The 13,217-nt window shown below is 52.6% G+C and carries 11 protein-coding genes; 8 read left to right on the top strand and 3 right to left on the bottom strand.

The window, feature by feature from the left end; genetic code table 11:
- Positions 1–3: 3 nt before the first annotated feature.
- The 3 genes from DACE_RS08370 to DACE_RS08380 are packed head-to-tail and all read right to left on the bottom strand — an operon-like array spanning position 4 to position 4,280.
- The gene (locus DACE_RS08370) at positions 4–1,059 is read right to left on the bottom strand and encodes a protein-glutamate methylesterase/protein-glutamine glutaminase (protein WP_006000255.1); all 1,056 of its coding nucleotides are present in this window, start codon (positions 1,057–1,059) and stop codon (positions 4–6) included.
- Complete coding sequence (locus tag DACE_RS08375) at positions 1,059–1,937, bottom strand: CheR family methyltransferase (RefSeq protein ID WP_006000257.1); 879 nt, start codon at positions 1,935–1,937, stop codon at positions 1,059–1,061. Before DACE_RS08375 ends, DACE_RS08370 begins: the two co-directional genes overlap by 1 nt.
- A gap of 18 nt (positions 1,938–1,955) precedes the next feature.
- A complete protein-coding gene (locus DACE_RS08380; RefSeq protein WP_006000259.1) occupies positions 1,956–4,280 on the bottom strand; it encodes a chemotaxis protein CheA in 2,325 nt (774 codons plus the stop codon).
- Positions 4,281–4,675: 395 nt separating this feature from the next.
- On the opposite strand from DACE_RS08380, the gene DACE_RS08385 reads away from it, so the two are divergent.
- From DACE_RS08385 to DACE_RS08420, 8 genes are all read left to right on the top strand, one after another.
- The gene (locus DACE_RS08385) at positions 4,676–7,078 is read left to right on the top strand and encodes a tetratricopeptide repeat protein (protein ID WP_040366635.1); all 2,403 of its coding nucleotides are present in this window, start codon (positions 4,676–4,678) and stop codon (positions 7,076–7,078) included.
- Between the two features lie 78 nt (positions 7,079–7,156).
- Positions 7,157–7,567 carry a flagellar basal body rod protein FlgB gene (flgB, locus tag DACE_RS08390; RefSeq protein WP_006000263.1) on the top strand — a complete coding sequence of 137 codons (411 nt, stop codon included), beginning with the start codon at positions 7,157–7,159 and terminating at the stop codon, positions 7,565–7,567.
- A 10-nt stretch (positions 7,568–7,577) separates the two neighbouring features.
- Positions 7,578–8,009, top strand: coding sequence for a flagellar basal body rod protein FlgC (gene flgC / locus DACE_RS08395; RefSeq protein ID WP_006000264.1), 432 nt, complete (start codon positions 7,578–7,580; stop codon positions 8,007–8,009).
- Positions 8,010–8,059: 50 nt separating this feature from the next.
- Positions 8,060–8,353 carry a flagellar hook-basal body complex protein FliE gene (gene fliE, locus DACE_RS08400; protein WP_006000266.1) on the top strand — a complete coding sequence of 98 codons (294 nt, stop codon included), beginning with the start codon at positions 8,060–8,062 and terminating at the stop codon, positions 8,351–8,353.
- 53 nt (positions 8,354–8,406) lie between these two features.
- Complete coding sequence (gene fliF / locus DACE_RS08405; protein ID WP_006000268.1) at positions 8,407–9,972, top strand: flagellar basal-body MS-ring/collar protein FliF; 1,566 nt, start codon at positions 8,407–8,409, stop codon at positions 9,970–9,972.
- A 5-nt stretch (positions 9,973–9,977) separates the two neighbouring features.
- Positions 9,978–10,997, top strand: coding sequence for a flagellar motor switch protein FliG (gene fliG, locus DACE_RS08410; protein WP_006000270.1), 1,020 nt, complete (start codon positions 9,978–9,980; stop codon positions 10,995–10,997).
- On the top strand, positions 10,984–11,682 hold the full coding sequence (locus tag DACE_RS08415) for a FliH/SctL family protein (protein WP_006000271.1): 699 nt from the start codon (positions 10,984–10,986) through the stop codon (positions 11,680–11,682). The genes fliG and DACE_RS08415 overlap by 14 nt, the downstream gene beginning before the upstream one ends.
- Positions 11,683–13,011 (top strand): FliI/YscN family ATPase, encoded by a 1,329-nt coding sequence (locus DACE_RS08420; protein WP_006000274.1) that lies wholly within the window; start codon positions 11,683–11,685, stop codon positions 13,009–13,011.
- Positions 13,012–13,217 lie beyond the last annotated feature (206 nt).

Genomic DNA, 13,217 nt, shown 5'->3' on the forward strand with positions numbered 1-13,217 from the left:
TGTTTATTTCTCCGTCAGCAGGGAAATCACTTGGCTCGCGATGCGGTCAAGCGGAAACAGCTTTTCAGCGCCGCCTTTTTCATACGCGACCTTGGGCATGCCGAAGACAACCGAAGATGCTTCGTCCTGGGCAAGATTGCGTGCCCCGGCATTTTTCATAGCCAGCATTCCCTCCGCGCCGTCTGAACCCATGCCGGTCAGCATGACGCCGACCGCATTACGACCAACGTGTTTGGCAACGGAATGCATCATCACGTCGACGGACGGACAATGGCCGCTGACTTTTTCTCCGGGCGCGCAGCGGACCTGATAAATGCCCCCTGAGCGGACAACTTCCATCTGCAAAGCGCCAGGGGCAACCAGGATGCGTCCCGGTCGAATGCGATCACCGTTTTCGGCTTCCTTAACTTCCATGGCGCACAATTGGTTCAGGCGCTCAGAAAACATTTTGGTAAAGCCGGGCGGCATATGTTGAACAATGACCACGCCGGGCATGGTGGCTGGAAACTGAGTAACCACCTTTTTGATCGCCTCGGTTCCTCCGGTGGAGGCACCGATGGCGACGACCTTATCGGTCGACTCGGCCAATGCCTTGGATGCTCCGTTGGCGACAGCAGCGCGCTTTTCAACGCGTTTTCCTTTCCAGTGCGCCACATTGGCCGTGGAGGCGATTTTGACTTTGGCGCGCAACTCCATGAGCATGGCATTGAGCCCCTGAGCCACATTGGTCGTCGGCTTGGTGACGAAGTCAACCGCTCCGGCTTCCAGCGCTTCCATGGTGATCTGCTTGCCCTTTTGGGTCAGAGAGCTGACCATTACCACCGGCAGCGGATATTGCGGCATCAGTTTGCGCAGAAACTCAACCCCGTCCATGCGCGGCATTTCCACGTCCAATGTCAGAACGTCGGGTTTGAGTTGAACAATTTTATCGCGAGCCATGTAGGGGTCGGCCGCAGAACCGACAACCTCAATCCCCGGGTCCATGGCCAAGCCGTTGGAGAGGATCTGCCGCACCAGGGCGGAATCGTCAACAACGAGCACACGTACCGGTTTTGCCATCACAAAGTTCCTTTTTGGTAAGCCGCAGGCATGATGTATTTGAAAAGCTGGCTGTCTCGGCCCAGAGTTTCAGAGTGGCCGATGAAGAAATATCCTTCCGGCTCCATGCTGCGGTGAAAGCGTTGTACTAACGCGTTGCGTGTTTGCTGGTCAAAGTAAATCATGACGTTCCGGCAAAAAATGATCTGAAACGGCTTTTTGAACGGAAACGTCGTATTCATCAGGTTAAAACGGCGAAATGTCACCTCTTTGCGAACTTTGTCGATAACCTGCATCCGGCCATCGGGCAGCCGGTTAAAGTACTTCTGCAGGTTTTTCGGCAGGGAGGCCACTTTGTCGGCACCGTAAATTCCCTGGGTCGCTGTCGCCAAGACGCGCTCAGAGATGTCGGTGGCCAGGATGCCGGCATCCCAGTTGCCGTATTGTGAGCCGAGATATTCATGCATCAGCATCACCAGGGTGTAGGCTTCCTCACCGCTGGAACAGCCTGCGCACCAGACGCGCAGATCTTTGCGTTTCTGTTGTTCAAGTTTCTGGCAAATCGCCGGCAAAGCTGTTTTTGAAAAATAGTCGAAATGGTCTTTTTCACGATTGAAATAGGTGTAGTTGGTCGACACCATATTGACCAGATCACTGACCGCTTTGCCACTGGTATCTGTTTTCAGGTAATCGTAATAATCCTGAAACGTGGCGATTTTACTGGTTCGCAGCATCTTCTGCAGGCGGCCGACCAGCAACGAACGTTTTTCATCGGTGAGGTTGATGCCGAAGCGATCATAGATCAACCGGCGCAAGGCATTGAATTCCTCATCGCTGATGGTCATCATTGACACACTGCGTGGCATTTCCGGAACGCCGTTTGAGTCGTTAGGGGTCATGTAGAACCTCGGCCCAATCTATTTCATTTCAACCAGATTGCCAACATCAAGAATGAGGCTGACATCGCCATTGCCAAGAATGGTGCAGCCGGAGCAGCCGCGGACATTGCCGATATATTCGGACAGTCCTTTGATAACGGTTTGCTGTTGGCCCATAATTTCATCGACCATCAGACAGATGCTGCGGCCCTGGTATTCCAGAACAATCAGAATCGCGTCCACAAGGTCGGAATGCTCCGGTGTGGTTTCAAGAAGTTCATGCAAGCGAACCACCGGGAAGAAGTTTTCACGCACCCGAACCAATTCCTCATTATCCGGAGTGACTGTGATGGCATCCGGTTGCGGGCGGAATGCCTCTTTGATCGACAAGATGGGGACGATGCATCGTGCTGTGCCCACCCGAACCAGCATGCCGTCGATAATAGCCAAGGTCAGGGGGATGCGTAATTTGATCTTGGTTCCCTTGCCCGGAATACTGTCAACGTCAACTTTACCTTTGATCTTCTCAAGGTTCTGCTTAACAACGTCCATGCCGACGCCGCGGCCGGAGATGTCGGTGATCTTATCTGCCGTTGAGAAGCCGGGTTGGAAGATCAAGTTGTAGATCTCTTTGTCAGTCAGATCGGAACCATCTCCCTCAATCAGGCCATTTGTGATGGCTTTGGCAAGAATTTTTTCTTTGTTGAGGCCACGGCCGTCATCTTCCAGTGTGATCCACACTTCGCCCTCTTCATGGCAGGCGTTGAGCCGGATGACGCCTGTTTCATCTTTTTCGGCGGCGATGCGCTCGTCAGGGGGCTCAAGGCCGTGGTCCATCGAATTGCGCAGAATGTGAACCAGTGGGTCGGTGATGGTTTCAATGACCGTTTTGTCCACTTCGGTGGATTCCCCGGACAGCTTCAGGTCAACTTTCTTGCCGGACTTGACCGACAGGTCATGCACCAGGCGGATCATGCGACGAAACAGGCCGGACACCGGAATCATCCGGATGATCATGGCCATCTCCTGAAGTTCACGCACCAGTTTGCCCATCTGTTGGGCGGCCTTGTTGAAACTTTCCAGCTCCAGCCCTTCAAGGTCGGGGTTATGAATCAGCATGTTCTCGGCAATAACCAGCTCGCCGATCAGGTTGATCAGGTTGTCGAGTTTTTCCAGATCGACCCGGATGTCCTGACGCTTAATTGCGCTGCCCTTGGGCTTGGCTCTTGGCGCCGGAGCCGCAGGTTTTTTGGTCTGGGTCTGGGTGGTGAGGGCTTCGTCAACCTGTTCTTTGGTTGCTTTGCCCATGTCCACAATCACATCACCAAGCGGTTTTTTCTGCTGGTTGAGTGCCGCGTTGACGGTTTCTTCGTCGACAACACCTTTGTCTACTAAGACCTCGCCAATGCGTGGTGATGGCAGGGCTTTGAGGGCGTCAATAAGGCTGTCGATTTCATCAATGTCGTCGCGGCCGTCTTCTGTCAGGGCGTTGAGGCCGTCTTTCAGGGCATCCACTGAGTTCAGGAGAACTTCAAAGGGGTTTTCCGTGGCAAAAGAGCCGCCGCTTTTCACCACATCAAGAACGTTTTCGATCTGATGACTGAGCTTTTCAAGGGTGCCGTAGCCAAAAAAGCCGCTGTTGCCTTTGAAGCTGTGAATGCTGCGGAAAATAAGGGCCACATGGTCCTGGCTGTCCGGCTCTTTTTCCCATTCGAGGAGACTTTGCTCCGCAGTCTCAAGCAGCTCATCCGCCTCCTGAACAAAGCGTTCGACCATCTCCGGGGTGATTTCCAGAGTCAGGTCATCCGTTGCTTCAATTTTGCTGGGGTCGATCTCTTCAGCGTCTGCTTCTGAGGCACTTTCGGGTTGTGGCTGCGGCACTGTTTCGGCTTGCGCTTCAGGTTCCGGAACGGTTTGCGGCTCTTGCGTCACAGGCTCTTCGTCGGCTGGTGCTGCAGAGTCGCTGTCCATCGCTTCATGGAAACGTGTCGCCATGGCTTCGCCCTGTTTGGCCATAGCTTCGTCGGTAAAATGCTCATCAACCGTTTCCAGGGCTTCCTTGGTGAAGTCACAGCACTCACACAACAGGGTGACATGCTCCGGCTGTAAGGACATTTTGCCGGAGCGCACCAAGTCGAGCAGGCTTTCTGCGGCATGGGCAACGCTGGTGATGTGGTTGAATTCAAGAAAGCCGGCACTGCCTTTCATGGAATGGAACAGGCGGAAGACGGCATTGATTGTTTCGTTGTCAGTCGTTTGTCCCAGCTCAATGATCGTCGGCTCCAGCTGCTCGATCATGTCCTGGCTTTCCTGAACAAATTCCTGGATGATTTCTATTTGATCACTGCTCAGCTCGTCGGTCATGGCTTTATTGGTTCTCCGTTTTTTAAGGTGGCTGCACTCACGTGGATCAAAATTGTTTCACTGTCAAAGTGTGGCTGTTGAACGTAGTGCTGTCAACCGAACAATTCATTAAGATATCAAATTGTATTGGTTTGCCGTTCATATTAAACAACAGTTAGTAATTATAGTGTAAAAGGCAGAATTACTGAACTGCTTTTTCCTGCTTCTCTGTCAAAAAAATGACTTTTGTGTGCAATCTGTCGGCAAAATGAATTTCAAATCCATATTTTCGCCGGCTGTAGCCCCTCTTCTGCGCGATCTGGTCTTGTGGCGCGTTTTTTGCATTTTATGAAAAATCTAAAAGTTTACGTGCCGAAAATAAATCGGCTAAACCACGTGTTGACCGGGTGTGACCATTGAGACGTTTATTTTCTGTCTGTTGCCTTTTTTTTCTGATCGTGGCGGGGAGTGTTTCCAGCTTTGCGGCTCCGCAACGTTTTGTGCTGCAGAAAATCGATAAGCAGGATGAAGTCAATGTTACCCGGCTCACTCTTAAATTCAACAAAGTTCCTGAAATTAAGGTCAATACGTCGGGGCAAAAGCTGGAAATTGAGTTGAAATCAACCTTGCCTGGCTCGGAAATGGTCTATCCAACGGAAGATGAACGGTTAGTTCGCACACTAATAGGCCAGGCTAAGGATAAGTTGATGGTGTCTTTTTTAATGCGACGGCCACCTTATTTCGTCAATACGTCGAAAGAGTTGCGGACCGGGCTGGTGATGATTGATGTGCATTGGCGTGATGCACAAAATGCCATGCGTCCGGCAATTGCCCGCAAGCTCCCTGGGCAGGTCTCTCAGCTAGGTGGTGTTGGACGACGGGGCATTAACTCAGAATACCGTGGCGACTGGCTGCGCTTTTTTGACGACTATGAGCTGCCGGTGACGATCCCTGCACAGATCCATTACACGACGCCACCGTTTCCGGCATTAGCCTTGTTGGGCCCGGTGGATGATGTGCTGCCGGTTGAAGTGGAAGAGCTGGCAGCTGCTGATGAGTGGGATGCAGCGATTGCGGCTTTGCGCAATATCGGCTTTGAATCGACGACAGGTTTGGAGCGGGTGCGCTTTTTGTTGTTGATGTCTGAATTGGCGTTGCGTGGTGGGAATTATAAACTGGCTGAAAAACGTGTGGCAGCGGCTCAGGCTGCACTGCCTGAAGATGATGCGGTGCTGACCGAATATGCTCGTTTGCTCCATATGTATATCGCGGCGCGTCAATTCGCGGACCCCTATCAGCTTATGGCGGCGTTGGAGCTTGATGCTCAACGGCAGGAAGAAGCTCAGTTCTCGGTCTACTCGGAATTGTTGCATGCCGAAGTGGCCCTGGCGACGAATGATATGCGCTCCGCACAAATTGTGCTTGATGCACAAATGAAGCAAGGTAAGGCCGGTCTGGAGAGTCGTTATCAACAGCGTCAGGCCGATGTCTGGTTCGACCAGGGGGATTACGCTGCCGCCGTTGAACGTTACCAGTCGTTGGCCAATCAGTTGGCGGATTTCCCATCGTCTCTGGCCAACTTTGCCATGAGCTTGTATCGCCAGAAAGATTATGATGGGGCGATTGTTCAGCTTAAGCGTTTTCTTGAAGGTGTGGATGATCCGGAATCGCGCGATATGGCGCGTTATCTGCTCGCCATGTCGATGATCCATCGTGGCGATAAGGATGCTGGCTACGATCTGTTACATCAGATCATTCCCGGAACCCAGGGGGCTTTGCTGGCCAAAGCGAAAATTGCCGATTTAAGTATGGTGGTGGATGATTTCCATAGTCGGCGGCGGGCACGTAACGACTATGCCGAGTTGGCGGGCCTGATGGTTGATCGTGATCGTCGTGCTGAGATGCAGTTTAAGCAGGCACTGGGCTCCTATCTGTTGGGACAGCGGCTCGAGGCCGTCGATGAATTGCGCTACCTGCTCAGATCTGATCGGATGACGAATCTGGCTGGACATGCTCAGGCGTTGCTGGCTGATATTCTGCCGGATCTGATCCGGGGAATGATCGAAGATAAGAAATACTTCAGTGCGTTGGTGCTGGTGGAGCAGAATCGTGATCTGCTGGTGGCCAGCCAACGGGATTTTGATTTTCTGATCGGACTGGGAGAGGTTTTTTCTCAGCTGGAGCTGTCTGATCGTGCGGTTCGCTTGTATCTGTACCTGCTCGATCACGCAGCAGAAGAGCAACAGACTCGTCAGGTTTACATTCCACTGCTTGAGGCTTTGATGCAGCAGCAAGCTTATGACCGGGTGATTGATTATGCTAATCGCTATGCGCAGAAATATCCCCAGGGGAGCCAATGGCCGAAAATCTTCCAACTGAAGCTTGAGGCGATGTTGGCTTTGGGACAGGAAGATGCCGTGTTCAGCGCTCTCAAGCAGAAAGATCGGCCCAAGACCGAAGCATTGGATAAACTGTTGGCGCATCTGGCTTGGAAGAGGGGTGACATAGACCTGGTGATGAACACTCTGGTGGGCCTGATTGGCAACGATTTGTCTCAAGAAGATCCTGCGGACCTGCTTGTGTTGGCGGAGGCGTATCGCGACAAGAAGAATAACGCTCAGGCGTTGAAGTTGTTTCGTTATTTACAACAGGGAGACTATCGTGATCAGGCGGTGTATCGAGAAGCGCAGATCCTGTTGCGTCAGGGACAACGTCAGGATGGATTAAAACTTTTGCGCCAACTGGTCGAAGAAGCACAAAGTAGTGAATGGCGCTCTTTGGCCGAAGAAACGTTGGCGATTGAGCGTTTTGATCGTTGATTTGGTGGGATTTGACAGGCTGTTAAAAAAGTCCCATCCGGGAACTTTTCAACAGCTGGTTAAAAAAAGGGTAGAACGATGATGACTTCAGGAATGATGGATCAAACAGCTCTGTTGATGAAAAAATCGATGGATCTGCGTTTGCGCAATCAGCAGATCATCGCAGCTAATGTGGCCAACGCCCAGACCCCGGGGTATCAGGCGAAGACGTTTACCTTTGAAGATGCGCTTCGCCAAGCGGCAACCGGTAAGGGAACGGATATGGCTGTCACGCATCCCCAGCATATCTCGACGCATGGTGGTTCGATCAACAATGTTACCGGTACCGTTGGCGAGATTCGTGATACGTCCGGCATGGGAGATCGGAATACGGTCGAGGTCGATCAGGAGATGGTCAATCTGGCCGAAAACCAGATCATGTATGAAGCGACCACGCAATTGCTCAACAAAAAACTTAGTATTGTCAAATACGTGGTACAGGGAACGTAGGAGGTAGTCCATGGATATTTTTACGTCACTGAACATCAGTTCGTCTGCGCTTAAGGCACAGCGTATCCGCTTGGACACGATCAGTTCCAATATGGCCAACGCTGAAACAACACGGACTCCCGAAGGGGGGCCGTATCGGCGTAAAATGGTGGTGTTTGAGCCAGCGCAGGTGAGCTTTGCTGATCACTTGTCGGCTAAAGAGAAAAAAGCACTCAACGGGGTGCAGGTCAGTCAAATTGTCACAGAGGATTCCGAGCCCCGGCTGATCTTCGATCCCAGCCACCCTGATGCCAATGATCAGGGGTATGTGGCGCTGCCCAATATCGACCTGCTTAAAGAGACAACCGACATGATGCTGGCGACTCGCGCTTATGAGGCGAATATTACAACCATCAAGTCGGCGAAACGTATGGCGCTAAAAGCGTTGGAAATTGGCAAATAAGCCGTGGTTTTGAAGAACAGCCTGCTTATAACGGATAGCGAGGTGCAACAATGAACGATATCTCCATTGATACCCATCTCAAATCGATGATGCCGAAGCTCAGCTTCGACAAAGAGACCCCGCAAAGCGGTTTCGCCGATATGTTGACCGAAGCCATTGATCAGACCAATAAAGCTCAGCTGGATGCGGACTCAGCAGTGACCGACCTGGTCACCGGCAAGGCCGATAACCTGCATGAAGTGATGTTGTCGATGGAAGAGGCCGATGTGTCGATGCGGATGCTGGTACAGATAAGAAATAAAGTGGTGGATGCTTACAAAGAGATCATCCAGATGCAAGTGTGAACCTGCTGGGAATGCTGTTTTTAGCCGATTCTGGAATGGAGTATTCATAAATCATGGCGGATGAGACCAAAGGAAATATGTTCGCGACAATCAAGGGCTGGCCCCTGTCACGCAAGATCAGCCTGATTGCCGTGACGCTGTTTTCGCTGACGCTGTTTGCGCTGATTATCATGCAGGCGCGCCATACCGACTACCAGCTGCTCTTTGCTAATTTGTCAGAGAATGATGCCTCATCCATCGTGACCTGGCTCAAAGAGCAAAAGGTTCCGTACGAATTGCGTAGCGGTGGACAGTCGGTTTATGTCCCGGCTGATCGGGTTTACGAAACCCGTCTGGACCTTGCCGGTGCCGGTTTGCCACAGGGCGGTGGCGTAGGGTTTGAGATCTTCGATAAGCAGAGTCTCGGGATTACCGATTTTGTTCAGAAAGTTAATTATCTGCGTGCCATGCAGGGGGAGTTGTCGCGAACCGTGGCCTCGTTATCGCCGGTATCGGCGGCTCGGGTTCATCTGGCATTGCCGCAGAAGCGTCTGTTTAAAAGTGAACAGCAGCGGGTTACCGCATCCATTATCGTTAAATTGGCCCCCGGCCGAACCCTCAAAGAGGCACAAGTGCAGGGCATCGTCAATCTGGTTGCCGGCAGTGTCGAAGGGCTTGACTCGGACTATGTCACCGTGGTGGACGCGGCCGGAAAGGTGTTGTCGAAGAAACCGGACGAAGGGTTGAGCGGTCCGATGACTCCGGGGATGCTCGAATATCAACGCGCCGTTGAACGGCAGATGGAAAGTCGCGCTCAGGCTATGCTTGATCGTGCTCTGGGGATGGCAAACTCACTGGTCAAGGTGACAGCGGTTCTTGATTTTGCCCAGGTGGAAAAACTTGAGGAGCTGTACGATCCCAAGAGTGCCGTGCCGCGCAGTGAACAATTGCAGGAGCAAAAAGAGGGCAGCTCGACGGTCGGCGGCGGGGTTCCCGGTGTGCAGGCCAACCTTGGTCCTGGCGTCAATAGCGCCGGTGGCGGAGGTTCCAATAGTACCAGCAGTGCCGAAACAACCAATTATGAGATCAGCAAGGTGGTCAATCGGACCGTTGCTCCGGTCGGCACCATTAAACATCTGTCCGTATCGGTTCTGGTCGCCGATAAGATGACGGATGGCGAAGAGGACGGTGCCGAGCCGGCCTTGACTCCGCGTTCGGAACAGGAACTGCGTACTATCGAAAAGATGGTGCAAAGCGCGTTGGGAATTGATAAAACACGCGGTGATCAGCTCAACGTGGTGTCGATGCCGTTTGCTGATGAGTTTTATGAGCAACCGCAGTTGCCCGAACCCAGCGTGACCGATCAACTGTACGTGTATATGCCGTTGTTGAAATATGTCCTCGCTGGTTTGGGGGCGTTGGTCATGTATTTGATGCTGGTGCGTCCGGCACTGAAAACCCTGAAATCAGAAGCGACAGTGCAGCATTTTAAAACGGTTAAGGAGTTGGAAGAGGAGATGGCTGCCGGACGAAGTGCAACGGTGGAGCTCGATGCTACGGAGCAGATGCGTCAGAATATTCTTAAGGCGGAACATTCTCCCTCTCAGGTGATTAGAACCTGGATGACAGACGAAGAGTAACAATCATGAGTATGGAAGAACTGCAATTTAACCGCATGACCGGCGTGGAAAAAGCGGCGGTGCTGCTGATGTGTCTGGGAGAATCGGCAACGGCAAAAGTTTTTTCCGAACTGGAAGAGAACGAAATTCGTACGTTGACCCGGGTGATGATTAACATTGATCATATCCCTGCGGACTTGGCCAATGATGTCATGGCTGAATTTCATCAGGCCCAGAAGCGCAATCCCGGCATGTATATCAAGAGTGAAGAATTTGTTCGCAATGCCATTGCCGGCAGTGGTGATGAGCATGGCGATCAGTTGGTTAGTGAGATCCTCAGTGGTGTTGAATCGCGCCCATTGGAAACCATTGCCACCATGCAGCCTCGTATGGTGGCCAGTCTGCTCGAAAATGAACATCCTCAGACCGTAGCGCTGATTCTCTCCACCCAGCGTTCCGATCATACCGGAAAAGTGCTGAGTTTTCTCCCCGAAGAACTCGCCGGTGATGTGATGTATCGCATTGCCAAAATTGAAAAAGTTATGCCAGAAGTTCTTGCGCAGATCGAAGAGGCGCTGCGGCGTGAAATTGGTGGTGTCAGCAAGAAAGAGCAGCAAGAGGTCGGCGGTGTCGACAAGGTGGTGGATATCCTTGGCCGCATGGAAAAAGGCTCTGACCGCAAAATTGTTGACAGTATTGAAATGACCGATCCGGAGCTGGCTGAGTCGATCCGCAAGAAAATGTTTACCTTCAGCGATCTGGTCAATATCGATAACCGCGCGATGCAGATGATTCTGCGAGAGATCAACAACGATACCCTGACGCTGGCGTTGAAAACCGCCACCGATGATCTTAAGAATAAGATTTTCTCCAACATTTCCAACCGAGCGGCGGAGATGATTCAGGAAGACCTTGAAGCCATGGGGCCGGTTCGCCTCTCCGATGTCGAAGCGATGCAGCAGACCATTGTCAAACTGGCGCTGAAACTCGAAGAAGAGGGGCAGATCGTGATCCCAGGACGTGGAGCCGGCGATGTCCTGGTCTAAAATTATCCGAGATACCCAGGTGAAGTGCCAATGTGTTGCCATGGCTGACCTCAGTGAGGTGACTCAGGCAAACAAAGGCAGCTTTACCGTGACCGAGTGCCCTCAGGAAGCCGTGCAGGTCGAGACGCAAGCCCCCGCTTCCGGACAGCCGACAGCGCCGGTTGAAGCAGCCCTTGCTGTCGATGTCGAAGCGATTCGTCAGGAAGGCTATGATGAGGGGAAGCAGGCCGGTCTTGATGAAGCCAACGCCCAGCTCTCTAAAACGACCAAAGCCCTGGCTGAGGCGTGTCGTCAGCTCAGCGGGCAACGCCAGAAAATGCTTGATGGCAGTCGTGAAGATATGCTGCGAATTGTCCTGGCCATTGCTGAACGGGTTGTGCTGACAGAGTTGTCGGTTCACCGTGAGGCCATTAACCGTACGATTCAACAGGCGATTCAGGCGGCGGTGAGTGCTGAAGAGTTTCACATCAAGATCAATCCGGCGGATATGGATGTTGTTCAGGGGCATAAGCCGCTGTTTATTGCCAGCCTGACCGGTTTAACCAATATTGAATTTGTCGCCGATCCTTCTGTGACCGCTGGTGGTTGTATACTGGAGTCTCCGGTTGGTCGGGTCGATGCCACCATTGAGGCTCAGATGGAGGAAATTGTGCAAACCCTGCGTGACTCTATCAGCGGAGAGTAAATGTCCGACGTTGAAGCACGGATCAGAGCCTGTAAAACCCTGCGGGTTTGGGGCAAGGTCACCAAGATTGTTGGTTTGGTGATCGAAGGCTATTGTCCTTCAGCTTCAGTGGGAACGCTGTGCGAAGTGATACCGCTGTCGGGTGGTGAGCCTATCGCCGCTGAGGTGGTGGGTTTTCGTGATGGTCTGGCGTTGCTGATGCCGCTGGGTGAATTGCGTGGCCTTGGACCGGGGAGTCTGATCCGCGTGCTGCGCACCAGTGCCACCATGCCGGTGGGCGATGCTATGCTTGGGCGGGTGCTTGATGCCATGGGCCACGCCATCGACGGCTTGCCAAGTCCGGTACTTGATCAGGAGATGCCGGTTTATTCGCTGCCGCCGGGGCCGATGCAACGTAAAAAGATCTCCGACCCTCTTGATCTCGGAGTACGAGCCATTAACGGTCTGCTCACCTGCGGGCGTGGTCAACGGATGGGGATCATGGCCGGTTCCGGTGTGGGTAAGAGTGTGCTTCTTGGTACCATGGCTAAACACTCTCAGTCAGATATCAACGTCATTGCGCTGATTGGTGAGCGTGGGCGTGAGGTGCGTGAGTTTATCGAGCGCGATCTCGGTGAAGAGGGTCTGGCGCGTTCCGTCGTGCTTGTCGCAACCTCCGATCAATCGCCCCTGCTGCGGATGCGTGGCGCATTTGTCGCCACCACCCTGGCCGAATACTTTTGTCAGCAGGGGCACAATGTGCTGTTGATGATGGACTCGGTGACCCGTTTTGCCATGGCCATGCGTGAAGTGGGGTTGGCGATTGGCGAACCTCCAACCACCAAAGGGTATACTCCGTCGGTGTTTGCGACGTTGCCGAAACTGCTGGAACGTGCCGGAAGTTTTAAGGAACAGGGTAGTATCACCGGCCTCTACACGGTTTTGGTTGAAGGTGATGACATGAATGAGCCCATTGCCGACTCCGTGCGTTCTATCCTTGATGGCCATATCGTCCTGTCGCGTGACCTTGCGGCGAAAAATCACTACCCCTGCATCGATATTCTCCATTCCGCCAGTCGTGTCATGCGCGACATTGTTGATCCTGAACACGTGCAAAGTGCCGCTCAGATTCGCGAGATTCTGGCGACACACAAAGAAGCAGAAGATCTGATCAATATCGGTGCCTATGTTGCCGGCAGTAATCCGAAGATTGATTACGCCATTTCCCGCATTGACGCCGTTAACGATTTCTTGCGTCAGGGGATGGATGAACGCGATGATCTGGTCGGCACGGTCGAGGCGATGACTAAACTGGTTCTTGATCGGCGGGCTACGCATCGCGAGGAGTAGTCGCCTGACAAGCGTTTGTACCGCATGGTGATGTAGCGTGTTTGTTGCTGCGGCCTATTTTTCACAATGCGACGACAAACAATCCCGGAAAACACGCGAACGCTCTGACCTCACCAAATTCTGCTTATTATTCCTGATTTTGCAACCGAAGAGAAACATCAGTGCTTGTTTTTTCGGTCTGTTCAGCCGCGACCCCTTAACTGGAA

The sequence above is a fragment of the Desulfuromonas acetoxidans DSM 684 genome (genome assembly GCF_000167355.1).
Lineage (GTDB): Bacteria > Desulfobacterota > Desulfuromonadia > Desulfuromonadales > Desulfuromonadaceae > Desulfuromonas > Desulfuromonas acetoxidans.

Excerpts from the sequence above, each read along its gene's own strand:
- DACE_RS08370 (WP_006000255.1), bottom strand. The coding sequence starts at position 1,059 with ATGGCAAAACCGGTACGTGTGCTCGTTGTTGACGATTCCGCCCTGGTG.
- DACE_RS08375 (WP_006000257.1), bottom strand. The coding sequence starts at position 1,937 with ATGACCCCTAACGACTCAAACGGCGTTCCGGAAATGCCACGCAGTGTG.
- DACE_RS08380 (WP_006000259.1), bottom strand. The coding sequence starts at position 4,280 with ATGACCGACGAGCTGAGCAGTGATCAAATAGAAATCATCCAGGAATTT.
- flgB (WP_006000263.1), top strand. The coding sequence starts at position 7,157 with ATGATGACTTCAGGAATGATGGATCAAACAGCTCTGTTGATGAAAAAA.
- flgC (WP_006000264.1), top strand. The coding sequence starts at position 7,578 with ATGGATATTTTTACGTCACTGAACATCAGTTCGTCTGCGCTTAAGGCA.
- fliE (WP_006000266.1), top strand. The coding sequence starts at position 8,060 with ATGAACGATATCTCCATTGATACCCATCTCAAATCGATGATGCCGAAG.
- fliF (WP_006000268.1), top strand. The coding sequence starts at position 8,407 with ATGGCGGATGAGACCAAAGGAAATATGTTCGCGACAATCAAGGGCTGG.
- fliG (WP_006000270.1), top strand. The coding sequence starts at position 9,978 with ATGAGTATGGAAGAACTGCAATTTAACCGCATGACCGGCGTGGAAAAA.
- DACE_RS08415 (WP_006000271.1), top strand. The coding sequence starts at position 10,984 with ATGTCCTGGTCTAAAATTATCCGAGATACCCAGGTGAAGTGCCAATGT.
- DACE_RS08420 (WP_006000274.1), top strand. The coding sequence starts at position 11,683 with ATGTCCGACGTTGAAGCACGGATCAGAGCCTGTAAAACCCTGCGGGTT.